At 65.7% G+C, this 14176-nt stretch carries 12 protein-coding genes; 1 reads left to right on the plus strand and 11 read right to left on the minus strand.

The features are described from left to right. From Q0S71_RS06005 to galE, 9 genes are all read right to left on the minus strand, one after another. Window positions 1–625 (minus strand): type II secretion system F family protein (locus tag Q0S71_RS06005; protein WP_295992830.1); only part of this gene is annotated, 625 nt, incomplete at its 3' end. 14 nt (window positions 626–639) lie between these two features. Beyond that, window positions 640–1062: a type II secretion system major pseudopilin GspG gene (gene gspG / locus Q0S71_RS06010; RefSeq protein ID WP_295992833.1), complete on the minus strand. Its 423-nt coding sequence runs from the start codon at window positions 1060–1062 to the stop codon at window positions 640–642. 348 nt (window positions 1063–1410) lie between these two features. Further along, window positions 1411–1821: a hypothetical protein gene (locus tag Q0S71_RS06015; RefSeq protein ID WP_295992836.1), complete on the minus strand. Its 411-nt coding sequence runs from the start codon at window positions 1819–1821 to the stop codon at window positions 1411–1413. Between the two features lie 295 nt (window positions 1822–2116). Beyond that, window positions 2117–2770: an NF038129 family PEP-CTERM protein gene (locus Q0S71_RS06020; protein WP_295992838.1), complete on the minus strand. Its 654-nt coding sequence runs from the start codon at window positions 2768–2770 to the stop codon at window positions 2117–2119. A gap of 10 nt (window positions 2771–2780) precedes the next feature. Beyond that, window positions 2781–5813 carry an ExeM/NucH family extracellular endonuclease gene (locus tag Q0S71_RS06025; RefSeq protein ID WP_295992840.1) on the minus strand — a complete coding sequence of 1011 codons (3033 nt, stop codon included), beginning with the start codon at window positions 5811–5813 and terminating at the stop codon, window positions 2781–2783. Between the two features lie 214 nt (window positions 5814–6027). Continuing rightward, on the minus strand, window positions 6028–7056 hold the full coding sequence (locus Q0S71_RS06030) for a TIGR03790 family protein (RefSeq protein ID WP_295992842.1): 1029 nt from the start codon (window positions 7054–7056) through the stop codon (window positions 6028–6030). Window positions 7057–7173: 117 nt separating this feature from the next. After that, entirely contained in the window at window positions 7174–8589 is a 1416-nt protein-coding gene (locus Q0S71_RS06035; RefSeq protein WP_295992845.1) for a mannose-1-phosphate guanylyltransferase/mannose-6-phosphate isomerase, read from the minus strand. After that, a complete protein-coding gene (locus Q0S71_RS06040; RefSeq protein WP_295992848.1) occupies window positions 8586–9746 on the minus strand; it encodes an NDP-sugar synthase in 1161 nt (386 codons plus the stop codon). Before Q0S71_RS06040 ends, Q0S71_RS06035 begins: the two co-directional genes overlap by 4 nt. Window positions 9747–9897: 151 nt before the next feature. Beyond that, window positions 9898–10905: a UDP-glucose 4-epimerase GalE gene (gene galE, locus Q0S71_RS06045; RefSeq protein WP_295992851.1), complete on the minus strand. Its 1008-nt coding sequence runs from the start codon at window positions 10903–10905 to the stop codon at window positions 9898–9900. A 497-nt stretch (window positions 10906–11402) separates the two neighbouring features. On the opposite strand from galE, the gene Q0S71_RS06050 reads away from it, so the two are divergent. Then, window positions 11403–12515 (plus strand): hypothetical protein, encoded by a 1113-nt coding sequence (locus Q0S71_RS06050; RefSeq protein ID WP_295992854.1) that lies wholly within the window; start codon window positions 11403–11405, stop codon window positions 12513–12515. 58 nt (window positions 12516–12573) lie between these two features. Here the strand turns inward: Q0S71_RS06050 and Q0S71_RS06055 are convergent, their stop codons facing one another. Together Q0S71_RS06055 and Q0S71_RS06060 are read right to left on the minus strand one after the other, a co-directional pair. After that, window positions 12574–13707, minus strand: coding sequence for a glycosyltransferase family 4 protein (locus tag Q0S71_RS06055; protein WP_295992856.1), 1134 nt, complete (start codon window positions 13705–13707; stop codon window positions 12574–12576). Next, window positions 13704–14176 (minus strand): glycosyltransferase (locus tag Q0S71_RS06060; RefSeq protein ID WP_295992859.1); only part of this gene is annotated, 473 nt, incomplete at its 5' end. The genes Q0S71_RS06060 and Q0S71_RS06055, both read right to left, overlap by 4 nt.

Consider the following 14176-nt stretch of genomic DNA (forward strand, 5'->3'; position numbering starts at 1 on the left):
GGCCCCAGTTCAGCATCTGCTGCGACAGCCACGGCAGGTTGCGGCCCGCGCCCTGGTACACCTCGGCGAAGCGCGGCACCACGTAGCCGATCAGGAACAGGCTGACGCCGCCGCCGACCAGCAGCAGGATGCAAGGATAGATCGCGGCCGACACCAGCTTGCCGCGCACCAGGTCGATGCGCTGCTGGTAGTCGATGAAGCGCGACAGCGACTGCGGCAAGTCGCTGGTGCCCTCGGCCGCCTTGACGATGCCGATGTACAGCGGCGGGAACAAATCGGGCTGCTCGGCCAGCACGGCGGAAAAGCGCTGGCCTTCGCGCAGGCCGTCGAGCAGGCGGCCGAGCACGCCACGGGTGGCGGGATTGCTTTCTTTTTCGAGCAGCGCTTCGAGCGCCTCGACGATGCCCAGGCCGGCCATCAGCAGCGCCAGCAGCTCCTGGCTGAACAGCACCAGCGAGAGCGCATGGCGCTTGCCGCGCCCGGTCCGCGCGCGCAGCGGGGCGATGGCGGCCACGGCCAGGCCACGGGCCTCGACCTGGCGCCGCGCGTCGGCCTCGTCGCGGCCATCGATCAACAGATGGGCGATGACCATATCGGCCGACAGGGTGCGGACATTGAACTGCATGGCAGGCGGTCCGCTCAGTCGGAGCTGATGTCGGCGTCTTCGCCGGTGCCGCCGGGCTGGCCGTCGCGGCCCAGCGAGATGATGTCGTATTCGTTTTTGACGCCGGGCGCGCGGTATTGGTAAGGGTGGCCCCAGGGATCGGGCGGCACGCCTTTTTTCAGGTAGGGGCCGTTCCATTTGGCGCCGGCCGTGGGCGGCGCCGTCATCAGCGCGGCCATGCCTTCGTCGGTGCCGGGATAGCGGCCGACGTCGAGGCGGTAGGTGTCGAGCGCCTTCTCGAACGCTTCGATCTGTGCCTTGGCGATGGTCACTTCCGACTTGCCCAGCTGGGCGAAGTATTTCGGGCCGACGTAGGCGGCCAGCAAACCGATGATGACGATCACCACCAGCAATTCCAGCAAGGTGAAGCCTGCGTGCTTGCCTGCGAACCAGTTCAAGCCATTGTTTGAGTCACTGATTGAGCCACTGTTCGAGCCATTATCTGAGCCACTGTATTGCTGCCGCTGTGCCACATCCATCCGACCGACTCCTCAATTTGCTTCATATAGTGGCCGCGCCCAAGCCGTTTCCATGGCGCGCGCAAGGCTCGGTATCGTTGCGCTGACAAGGTTAACATACGGCTTGCCGCAATGACTATCTTTAATTAATGACCACTTTATGACATCACCAGACGGTAGTAGCAGTCCTACTACCGACTGTACCGCAAAACGGTTTCAATGTTTGTATTTTCTCAACTATGTGGTTTTTTACTCACAGCGGGCCGATTTTCGCGCCGCGCCGCCCAGTCAAGTCGCGTCGGCGGGGCCGGACAGGCTGGGCCGGCGCAGCACGCACTGGCCGGCCTTGCAGTAGGCGCCCGGATCGGCGGTGATATTACAGGTGGACATTTCATGTCGGGCGATGACCTGGGCGCGCCGCGCCTGGCGGTAGCGCTCCGCCGCGTCAGCCAGTTCGGCGGGCGCGGTGTGGACGTTGGACCACGGCAGATAATAGTCGGGTCCGCCGCACGCCTTGGCGCCCACGGCCAGGGATTTGCATTCGGACGACGCGGTGCAGGCGGGCGTGCCGATCAGCTCATGGATTTGCTGCAACAACGCTTGCGGCTGCGGCGCCGCGTCCGGTGCCGCGTCCGGCGTGGCGGACGAGGAGGCGGCGCAAGCGACGGCGGCGGCCAGCAGCGGTAACAATGTCAGCAAGGGCAGGCGCATGGTGGTGGAAGGATAGTCGTGATGAGTTGCTTGGGAACCATTTAAACAGACCTGGGGCTGTAGCGCCATCGGCCAAAAGGCGGCCGCTCCACCCATGATGCGCGCAGATGGCTGGCAGCGTCAATCGTGCGCGGGCCGCGATGGCCGCGCGCCGCACAGACAAAAAAAGACACGCCGACTGCGAACAGTTCAGCGTGTCCCACCTGCGCGGCGCACGCGCACCGATCCTGCCTTTCCGTCAGAGTCCGGCGCCCGGATGGCGGCGCCGCTCCGGTCGGGCTTGTCAGGCGGCCAGCGCGGCGCCCTGCTTGCGGCGCGCCATGAGACCGACCAGCGCCAGGCCGGCGCCCAGCATCAGCCAGCTCGACGGTTCCGGCACGGCGGCGACGGTGGCGATGCTGTTGTCGTAGACGGTGGCGGCGACGCTGCCCTGCTGGCCGGTGACGGCGGCCGGGGTCCAGATCAGTTGCAGCAGGCTGCCGTTGGCGCTGTTACCCAGCAAGGTCATCTGGTCGGCGCCGTACAGCGTGGCCGCGAAGACAGCCTTGCTGTCGAGCGATGGATCGATGGCGCCGCTGACGTTGACATCGAACTCGACCTTGCCGCCGAAATGGACGGCCTGGAACAGGTCGGCCGGCACGCTGTTGTCGAGCGTGTAGCCGGTGGCCAGCGAGCCGGTGACGTGGCCGTCGATTTGCGCCGCCTGCCCGGCGTCGAAGCCGCTCAGCAGCGACAGCACGGCCTGGGCCGGCACGGCGTTGCCGCCGCTGCCGGCGGCGAAGGTGAGGTCGAGCCAGCAGCCGCCGACGAGGCCGGCGAAGCCGCTGGTGTCGAGTTCCACGTGCAGGGTCGCGGCGTGCGCCAGGCTGGCGCCGGCGGCCAGCGCCAGGGCCAGGACAGTGCGGCGGAAGGTGGAGCTCAGGGTCGTTGCAAACATGGTCATGTCCTTAGAAAGTGCCGCTGTAAATGGTGTTGGTGTAATGGATGTTGCCCTTGGCCGGGTTGATGAAGCTCAGCGGCACGGCCACCGAAGCGCCCGGTGCCAGCGTCGCGCTGACGGTGATGGTCGGCGCGCCGGCATGGCTGCCGGTGGCGTTGGCCAGCGTGACGCCGGCCGTCATGCCGTCGAACTCGACCTGGAACGGACCGCTCAGGCTGGCGTTGCCGATGTTGGTCAGCACCAGCGTGTCGCCATACCGGCCGAGGGCGCGGTTGAGCACCAGGCCGTTGGTGATGCCGTGGAAGCTGGCGCTGACGTCGCTGAACGTCGCTGGCAGGTTCAGGCTGATGAGCAGCGGATCGTGGTCCGAGGTGCGGTAAGGCGTGTCGGTGTAGAAGTCCTGCGGCTTGCCGTCGATGTTGAAGTCGATGACGCTGGGCTCGTCGCTGTTGATGTGCCACTCGTAGACGCCGGCCACCCGCGGGTTCAGCGTCGCGCTCGCCAGCGCATGGTCCAGATAGCTGGCCTGGCCGTTGAACACATAGGAATAGGCCATGCCCAGCGGACGCTCGAAGCGCTCGATCTCGTTCACATAACCTTTGCCGGTGATGTAGTTGATCGAGTTCTCAAAGCCGTTCGAGTTCATGTCGCCGACGATCAGCACGTCGGGATCGCCGGCGGCGGCCACCACCAGCGGCACGAAGGTGTCGACCAGTTGCGTCGCCTGCAGCACGCGGGTGGCGGCCCAGCAACCCTGGCCGTCGCCGGTGTCGCTGTCGGGACCGTTGCCGGCCGGGCAGCCGCCCTTCGATTTCAGGTGGTTGGCGATGACGGAGAATTTCTTGCCGTTGGCCAGCAGCTGGAAGGTTTGCGCCATCGGTGCGCGGTTGTTGATGGCGGCGCCGTCCGACAGCGCGGCGCCGGCCAGCGCCACAGTGGCCGGCTTGTAGATCATGGCGACGCGGATCGCGTCCGTGCCCAGCGCCGGCGGCGGCACCACGGCGAAAGTGCCGGGGGCGGTGGCCGCGTTGAGGGCGTTGACCAGCACGGTGATCGCTGTCTCGCCATTGTTCTGCACTTCCATCAGGCCGTAGACGTCGGCGTCCAGCGCCTTCAGTTCGTCGACCACCTTGCCCAGGTCGCGGCGGAACTCGGCGAGGTTGTCGGCGCCGCGACAGTTGCCGGCCGTGACAGTGCCGCCCGGACCGCCCAGCGCGCAACCCTGCTTGGTGTTGCCCATGTAGTCGGTGCCGTCGGTGAAGGTGGTGAAGAAGTTTTCGATGTTGGCGCTGGCGACTTTGACGTTGCCCGGCGCGACCACCGGCAGGGCCAGGCGCGGGTTGTCTTCCGAGAACAGCGGCGCCACGGTCGGCTGCACCTTGTAGCCGTAGCCGCCGCCGCCGAGGGAACCGAAGTCGATCACGCCTGTCAAACCTTGCACGGTGTCGCCCGAGCGGCGCGTGTGGCCGGCGTCGAGGTAGGGAATCACGGACGGCGCCGACAGCAGGCCGTCGCTCAGCACGACCTGGTTGATGGCGTTGGCGGCGGCCAGGGCCAGCTCTTCCGGCGTGCCGGAAGCGTAGCGGTTGGTCGGCACTTCGAGGCGGCCGGAGGCGAGGATCAGCTCGCCGCGCGTGCCCAGGTATTCATTGCCGTTGACGGTCAGCGCGTGACCGAACTGCACCAGCATGCCGGCGTAACGCGGCAGGTTGGCGTTGGGCAGGTCGATGATGGTCGGCGTGATGCTGTGGCCGCTGCTCTGGGTGACGACGGCGGTGACGTTGTTGAGCTCGGTGAACACGGTACCCGCCGCCACCGGCTGGTAGGCGTTGACGGTGCCGGTCACGCGCACCAGGTCGCCGGGCTGGGCGTTGTTGGTGGCCGCGCCCGTATAAATGAACAGGCCGTCCGAGGTGCTCGGGTCGCCGTCGCCGTTCTGGTCCTGGAGGAAGAAGCCGTTCGGCAGTTTCAGCGTCAGCACGCCTTCCGTCGTTTGCACCGAATTGGCGTAGGCGCTGGCCGCGCCGGAACCCTGGATTTGCGGTATCGCATGGCTGATCGGGGCCAGCGGCTGCACGCTGACGGCGATCGCGCAGCTGGCGTTCTGGGCGCTGTCGTTGACGAAGTTGACGACGACCGGATAATTGCCCACCGGGACGGTGGACGCTATGTTCAGGCTGACCGTGGCGTTGCCGCCGTCGGTGCCGGCGGCCATGAAGTTGAGCAGGCTGATGCCGGCCACCGCCGGCGACGTGATGCTGGCGCCGTTGACGATGCTGTCGGCGTCGGTGGCCGACAGGTTGGCGCCGCCGCCGGCGCCGGCCGCCAGCGCCAGCGATGGCGGGCAGCTGGCGAGCAGCGGCTTGATGACCGGCTGGCCGCACACGCGCAGCAGCGTGGCCGTGTTGCGCGGCGTGGGCGCGAGGACGGCGAAGTCCTTGCTGTTGTCGTCGCTATCGGTGCAACCGTCGTCGGCGCGCAGCACGCCGGTGGTGTTGGCCGTGCCGCCGGCCGGGGCCGTGCCCTCGAAGCCGCTGGCGGTGGCGCCGTAGCCCACCAGGTCCAGCACGGCGGCGCCGCTCGGGCGGGCGCCGCTCAAGGCCGTGACCGTGTTCGACAGCGCGACCTTGCCGGCCGTCGCGCTCAGCGCCAGCGCCGTCGCGGCCGGCACGGCCACGTCCGGCGCCGGCAAGCTGACGGTGCCGCCGGCGCCGGCCGCTTCCTGCACCAGGAAATACTGGCCGGGCTGCAGGACCAAGTTCGGCAGCGCCGTCACCGCCCAGTTGCCGGTGCCGGCGGCGCTCGTGTATTGCACGCTGTAGTTATTCAGCGATACGGGCGCGGCGCTCCGGTTGAACAATTCGATGAAGTCGTTCTTGTAGCTGGCGCCACTGTTGCCGCCGCCGCCGTAGACCTGGCTGATGACGACATCCGACGCCAGTGCCGGCGCGCAGACGCCGGCCAGCAACGCTGCCAGCACGGTCAGGCGACCGGGCCGGGCGGCGCCGACGGCGCGTATCGAGGGAAGGAAAATTTTCATGGAGCTTCCTGAATAAGGGAAAAGTCGGGCGGCGATGACGCCACGCATCTGTAGACAAAATGCAAAACAATATTGCAAATTGCATATTAGTGCGCGAGCGTGACAACTTGATGACAGTCTCTTGATTCGATCGGATTTAGCGCGCCAGGTTCCCCGGCCTTGAACAGCAGCGATGGCCGCGCCGCGCTAACGCGGCGCCTTACCCGCCCGAGGCTCAGTGCCGATACGGCGCCGCCAGCGGCTCGCCGATGAACACGCCCTGCTCCGGCCACGCCACGCTTTTCCAGTAGGCTTCGATGGCGGTGGTGCCGCTCAGATATTGGCGCAGCAGTACCGGCGGGTTGGGAAACTTCTGCCAGTAATTGCACGGCTCGCTGACGGTGCCGTAGCTGGCGGTCGCGCCCGCCTCCAGCCAGCGCAGGCTGCTCATCTGCCCGTCACCCAGCAAGTCGCCGCCGAAGGAGGTCAGGTGATCGGCCAGCGCGCCGGGCGCGAATTGCAGCGTTTCCAGCTTGGCCACGCGCGCCATGCCGGTCTGGTAAATCATCAAATCCTTGACGCCTTCGACACTGTCGGCATGCTGGTTGACGATGGTCAGCTTCTTTTGCCGCACCATGCCGCTGGGCGGGAAGTAGGCGGCGCGGCTGTTGCGCGCCGTTTCGCTGGTGATCAGGTAATAGGCGCTGGCGGTGGGCGTGCGGAAGCCGCTCAGCACGCCGCGCTCGATCAGCGCCTTGGCCGCTTCCACCGTCTCGACCGGCAGCAACATCGACAGCCGCAAGCCGTATTCGGACGGCAGGCGGCCCGGCGCCGCGTTGAAGTAGGCGCTGGGCTTGGCCGGGCCGCAGGGCTTGGCGCACAGGCCGGCGTCCAGGCCGAGGCTGTAGGCCGAAGTGATGGAATTGCATTCGACGGCATAGGGCGCGGTCCAGACCATCAGCACGGCCTGGATGTAGGGCGGCAGATGGGCGTCGATCTGTTCCTTGAGCTGCGCGAACTGCGCCGCGTCGAGCTTGTGTGGGTGGTTGGGGATGCGCACGTGGATCAGGTTCTGGGCCGGAACCCCGCGCGCCTTCAGATAAAACTCGCCGACTTCGACGCTGGCCGGCTCCTCGTCGTTGACGACGACGGCCACTTGCGCGGGTTGCACGGCGGGCGGAAAGGTCGACGCATGGGCGGACTGGGCGCGGGCGCCGCCGGTCAGCAGCGCCAACGCGCACAACAAAAGAGGGATTGAACGCAAAGGGAGGCTCGCTGGTGATGGCTCGTGATGAGCGTAAAAAAAAACGGAAGCCTGAAGCTTCCGTTTCGATTATAGCGGGTTTGCGCCGGCCGGCGGGGCCGGCGCCGCTCGGGCGCGTTAAGCGCGCTGGTAGACGTCCTCGAAGCGGACGATGTCGTCCTCGCCCAGATAACTGCCCGACTGCACTTCGATCAGGTGCAGCGGCAGCTTGCCCGGATTTTCCAGGCGGTGGTTCATGCCGATAGGAATATAGGTCGATTCGTTTTCCGTCAGCAGCTTGACGCTGTCGCCGCAGGTGACGCGGGCGGTGCCGCTGACGACCACCCAGTGTTCGGCGCGGTGATGGTGCATCTGCAAGGACAGCTTGCCGCCCGGATTGACGGTGATGCGCTTGACCTGGAAGCGCTCGCCGACGTCGATGCCCTCATAGCAGCCCCACGGACGGTAGACCTTGGTGTGGTGCAGGTGTTCGGTGCGGTCCTGCGTCTTCAGGTGTTCGACCACCTGCTTGACGCGCTGGACCTGGTCCTTGTGCGCGATCAGCACGGCATCGGCCGTTTCGACGACGACCAGATCCTTGACGCCGATGACGGCGACGATGCGGCTTTCGGCGCGCACCAGCGAACCGGACACGCCGTCGAGGTAGACGTCGCCGCGCACGGCGTTGCCGTCGGCGTCGTGCGGCTGCACTTCCCACAGCGCCGACCAGGAACCGACGTCGCTCCAGCCTATGTCGGCCGGCACCACCACGGCGTGGCGGGTGCGTTCCATGACGGCATAGTCGATCGAGTCCGACGGGCTGGCCTTGAAGGACGCTTCATCGAGGCGGCAGAAGTCGAGGTCGTGGTAGCCCAGGCGCACGGCCGCTTCGGTGGCGCTGGCGATGGCCGGCTGGAATTCGCGCAGCTCGGCCAGATAACTGTCGGCGCGGAACAGGAACATGCCGCTGTTCCAGAAATAATTGCCGGCGTCGACAAAGCCCTGGGCCGTCGCGCGGTCCGGCTTTTCGACGAAGCGGTCGACTTTGTAGCAGTTGGCGGCGCCGGCGGCGGCGCCGCTCTGGATATAGCCGTAACCGGTTTCCGGGCCGGTCGGCACGATACCGAAGGTGGCCATGGCGCCGTCGCCGACGAGCGCGGCGGCGTGGCCGACGGCGGCGTAAAAGGCGTCGACGTCGGCGATCACGTGGTCGGCCGCCAGCACCAGCATCACGGCGTCGGGATCTTGCGCCAGCAGGAAGTGGGCGGCGGCGGCCACGGCCGGCGCCGTGTTGCGGCCCACCGGTTCGAGCAGGATGGCCAGCGGCGTCATATTGATTTCACGCATTTGCTCGGCCACCATGAAGCGGTGCTCGTTGCCGCACACCACCAGCGGCGCCATCAACTCGGGCCGGCCGGCCAGGCGCAGCGCCGTATCCTGCAGCATGGTCTTGTCGGCAACCAGGGGCAACAACTGCTTGGGCAGCACCGCGCGCGACAACGGCCACAAACGGGTGCCGGCGCCGCCGGACAGGATGATAGGATAAATCTTCATGCTAACTTTCTCTTTTCGTTCGAATCTTGCTGGTGGCTGGTGCGGCGCTGGCTACGACGGTCGCGCGCGTTGCTGAAAGCATCATCCTCATATTCGGACACATGCATCATCTCGCCGGCGCGGTCGACACTATAATCTTTAAAGACAATCATTTCGTTTAAAGAAACATTCGGTAACACTCGGGTGTACTCGAACAGCACGCTGCGCACGATCTCGACGCCGCTGCAAATCTGGCTGCCGTGACCGATCCAGGTCGGGCCGATGATGGTCACGCCGGCGTCGATGCGCACGCCCGAGCCGATGTAGACGGGACCTTCGATGCGGGTGCCGTTCCAGTCTATGCTGGTGTTCAAGCCCACCCACAGGCCGTCGTTGATCTGGATGCCCGGCATGTTCAGGTGGGCCACGCCACCCATGAGCACGCGCTGGCACACTTCCCAGTAATCGGTGACGCTGCCGATGTCGATCCAGTTGAAGGCGCGCTGCTGGGCATAGAAGGGCAAGCCCTTTTCCGCCAGCAGGGGGAACAGTTCCGAGCCGATGTCGAACGGCCGGTCGGTCGGGATCAGGTCGATCACTTCCGGCTCGAAGATATAGATGCCGGTGCTGGCGAAATTGGACTTGGCCTCTTCCGGGCTCGGCTTTTCCTGGAAGGTCTCGATGCGGCCGTCGGGCGCCGTGACGACCACGCCGTAGCTCGACACCTTGTCCCACGGCACCTCCTTCGTCACCACCGAGGCCAGCGCGCCCTTGCGCTTGTGCTCGAACAGCGCCGACTTGATGTCGAGGTCGATCAGCGCGTCGCCGCACAGCACGATGGTGGTTTCATCGAAAAAGCCGCCGAACTGCTGGATTTTCTTCATGCCGCCGGCCGAACCGAGCGGCTCCGGCACCACCTCGCCCGCGTCGTTGGTGTGGCCCTCGAAGGAATAGCCGATCTGGACCCCGTACTGGTGGCCCTCGCCGAAGTAGTCTTCGATTTTTTCATGCAGATAGCTGACGTTGACCATGATTTCCTTGACGCCATACTTGGCCAGGTGTTCGATCAGGTAAGCCATCACGGGCTTGCCGAGGATGGGAATCATCGGCTTCGGTAAGTCGTAGGTCAGCGGACGCACGCGCGTGCCCTTGCCCGCCGCCAATATCATTGCTTTCATTGCGTATCACTCCTCAGATGCATATCGTTGTCGATGGGCGCCGTCCGGCCCGCCCCACAGCGGCGCGGGCCCGGTGCCGCTCGGACCGGCACGACTGGCTGGGCGATATTACCGTAGCTCGGCCGTGGACGACAACGCAACAGAACACGCCTCAGGCCGGCGCCCCGGCGTTCGCTTGCCAGCGCCAGGTATCGGCGCACATTTGTTCGATGCCGCGCTGCGCCGACCAGCCCAGTTCGCGCTGCGCCAGGGCGCAATCGGCGTAGCACTGGGCGATGTCGCCGGCGCGCCGCGGCGCGAACTGATAGGCGATGGGGCGGCCGCTGGCGCGCTCGAAGGCTTGCACCATTTCCAGCACGCTGTTGCCGCGCCCGGTGCCCAGGTTATAGGTCAGCACGCCGCCGTCGCGCCGCAGTTTTTCCAGCGTCTTCACGTGGCCCAGCGCCAGGTCGACGACGTGGATGTAGTCGCGCACGCCGGTGCCGTCCGGCGTCGCATAGTCGTTGCCGAACACGGACAGGCGGGCGCGGCTGCCTTGCGCCACTTGGGCGATGTACGGCAACAGATTGTTGGGGATGCCGTTCGGGTCTTCGCCGATGAGCCCGCTTTCATGGGCGCCGACCGGATTGAAATAGCGCAGCAGGGCGATGCGCCACGACGGGTCGGCGCGGGCGACGTCGCGCAAGATGTCTTCCACCATCAGCTTGCTGCGGCCGTAGGGATTGGTCGCCGACAGCGGGAAATGCTCGAAGATGGGCACGGCGTGCGGGTCGCCGTAGATCGTGGCCGAGGAGCTGAACACCAGCGTCTTGACGCCGGCCGTGGCCATCGCCTGCAACAGCACCTGGGTGCCATGGACGTTGTTGTCGTAATAGCGCAGCGGCTGCTCGACCGATTCGCCGACCGCCTTCAGGCCGGCGAAGTGGATCACGGCGTCGATGCCGTGCTCGGCGAAGATCGCATCCATGGCGCCCTGGTCGCGCACGTCGGCCACGATGGCGAGCAAAGGCTGGCCGGTGATGCGGCCGACGCGCCCGGCCACGTCCTGCTTGCTGTTCGATAAATTATCGACCACCACCACCTGGTGGCCCGCCGCGATCATTTCCACGCACGTGTGGGAACCGATGTAGCCCAGCCCTCCCGTCACCAAAATCTTCATCGCGCCACCTTCCCCGTTAATTTTGCCGCAGCAGGACGCGGCATCAAGCTGGACGCCGCTCACGGCACCAACTATCTATTTTACAACATTCCATATTTGAAAAACATCGGCGCACGCAAGCGCGCGGGCCAAAACCGGCGCCCGCACCGGCATCGGCGCGCGCCGGCGTCGTGGCGGCGCCACAGAATATTTGCGCATGCATAATATTGGGCAACTTTTGTATCCGTACGGCAAAAATATTTCGATCAAACAAGGACTTGAGGGTAACAAACCATTTTTTTGGGAGTAAAATTCGTAGCATTAACGGAACACAATCGCACCGCGCCCCGCCCGACTCTGCGGCACTACTCACTACCCAACCATACGGATCCGCTATGAAACTACTTAAGTCTCTGCTGGGAATCGCGCTGATAGCCAGCAGCGCGTTCACCTCGGCGTCACCGCTAGTCACATCGAACGGCACCCTCGTCAATAAAAAGCCGTTTTACGGATTCCTTTTGAATGGCACGCCGTTTTACGGCGTCGGCGTCAACTATTACGACGCCTTCACCCGCTATGTCGGCACCGGCAAAGATACCACCTGGATGGCCGGACTGACGACACTGCAGTCCTACAACGTGCCCTTCATCCGCGTCAATGCGATCGGCTTCTGGGCGCCGGACATCAAGGCCAACTACATCAACAACAAGGCGACGTTTTACGCCCGCCTCGACACCTTCATGAACGAAGCCTCCAAGCGCCACATCGGGGTCATACTCGACGTGTTCTGGAACTGGACCGGCTGGACCGACATGAACGGCGAGCACGCGGCCGCCATCGGCGATCCGAACAGCGCCACCCGCAAGATGATGCGCACGGTCGCCGCCGAAATGGTGCTGCGCTATAAAAACCATCCGGCGCTGTGGGGCTGGGAATATGCCAACGAATCGACGTCCTTGATGGATTTGCCCGACGCCATCAATAACTACCAGTGGCTGCCGCACTACAGCACCGATGCCAAGCGCGGCCCGGCCGACAATTACACGGCGCCGCAAATGCTGAGCGCCATCGCCGATTTTTCCCGCACGGTGCGCATCAACGATACGGTAACGCCTATCTTCAGCGGCAACGCCCGTCCGCGCTACGACGCCTACCACCTGCCGAAGAGCTGGGATCCTGATTCGCCGCAGCAAGTCGGCCAGATCCTGACGCGCGACAACGTCGGCACCGACACCACGTCGATGCACCTGTACCTGACGGACGAGACGGCGGCCTTCGGCACCGATACCGTCACCAAGACCGTGGTGGCGGGAAATTACAGCAATACGCTGGCGGCCATCATGGCCCGCTCCAAGGAAGTCGATGCGAAAGGCAAGCTGGTCGATCCACGCCCCTTCTTCCTCGGTGAATTCGGCGTCAGCGATGCCGACTACGGCGCGGCGGGAGCGAAAACCAAGTTCAATCAAATCACCGACGCCATCCTGGCCAACAAAGTGCCGATGTCCGCGCTGTGGGTGTTTGATTTGACGTCGCAAAACGGCACCTTCAACGTCACCGCCACCAACAGCCGCTCTTACCAGCTCGACAAGATCAAGGCGATGAACGCCACCATGAAGACCTGGACGCCATAAACCTGTACGCCGCCGCAACAAAAAGCCGGGATGACCTTATCGTCATCCCGGCTTTTTTTTAATCGGGCGCGACCCGCCGGTACAGCACCAGCGTGCGGCGCGCGATTTCCGGCCAGCTGTAGCGCTCGGCGACGAAGGCCCGCAGCCGTTCGCGATAGCCCGCTTCCATCTCGCGCTGCGCCACTTCGCGCAGCGCGGTGCTGAGCGCGGCGATGTCGCCGAGCCGATAGTGGCGGATGTCGGCGCAGGGCACGTCGAGATTGGCGGGGATGTCGCTGGCGATCACCGGCAAGCCGTAGCTGAGCGCTTCGAGCAAGGCGATCGGCAAGCCTTCGTGCGACGACGGCAACACGAACAGGCCGGCGTGCGTGTACAGCTCGGCCAGCGCCGCGCCTTTCTGAAAGCCCGTGCACACCACGTCCGGCACGGCTTGCGCGCGCACCAGCACGGCGCGGGTGTAGTCGTCCGGATGGTCGGCCGCGCCGACGATGGCCAGTTTCCAGCCCGGCAGCGCGGCTTGGGCGAAGGCCTCGATCAAGTCCAGGTGGCGCTTCTCGGGCACGATGCGGCTGACCAGCAGCACGTAGCGCCCCGCCGTCAAGCCGAATTGGCGCAGCTGCCCGCCCTCCGGCAGCAGCGCCGGCAGGCTGACGCCGTTCGGTATCAGCTCGGCCGTCACGCCGTGCTTGTCCCGCACCAGCGCCCGGATCACGCTGGAGATCACGATGCGGCCCTGCGCATGGCGCATGGACCAGCGCTCGCCCAGTTGCAGCACGGCGCGCGCGTAGCGGCCCCATTTCTGGCGGTCGTAGTCGGGACCGTGATGGGTGGCCACCACGCGCAGGCCGAGCAGGCGCGCCAGCGGCGTCATGATGCCGGGGCCGATGGCCTGGATGTGCAGGATGTCGGGCCGCGCATAGCCGGCGTAGAGCACGGCCAGCAGCGTGTGGACGATGGCTTCCAACCCTTTCGAGCGCGGACTCCACAGCGTCTTGAAGCGTATGCCGCGCCAGCGCGGGCCGACGTGGGCCGGCTGGTAGGGCGCGCGCACCACCGCCTCGACCTCGCAACCGAGCGCCACCAGCGCCGTGCACAGTTGTTCGGCATGGGTTTCGACGCCGCCCTGCACGTCCGGAAAGCCGCGTATGCCGATCACCATCACCTTGAGCGGCCGCGCCGGCGCCGCGCTCATGCGGACGGCCCCAGGTCGAAGCGGTCGACCACGCGCCGCGCCAGCTTGGACCAGCTGAAGTCGCTGCCCAGCCGCGCCCGCGCCGCGCGGCCGATGCGGCGCGAGCCGGCGTCGTCGGCCAGCGCCGCCAGCACCTGAGCCGCCATGCCGTCGATGTCGTTGGGCGCGGCGACCCAGCCGGTCGCGCCGGGAATGACCAGGTCGCGGTAAAACAGGAAATCGAACACCACCACCGGCAACTCCATGGCCATCGCTTCCAGGCAGGTGCCGGGCAAGCCTTCGTAGTAGGAGGTCGACGCGTAGACCTTGCTGCGCTGGTAATAACGCGCCATGTCGGCGAAGGCCACCTTGCCGGCCAGCGTGACGTTGGCCGCCAGCGGGCCCAGCTCGGCCTGCACGTGGGCGTCGTCCTCGCCGTAGCCGACGATGCAGATGCGGATCGCCGGCCGCAGCGCGATCAGGCGCCGGC

Origin of the sequence: Rugamonas sp., assembly GCF_025354735.1 — a bacterium.
Taxonomy (GTDB): domain Bacteria; phylum Pseudomonadota; class Gammaproteobacteria; order Burkholderiales; family Burkholderiaceae_D; genus Rugamonas.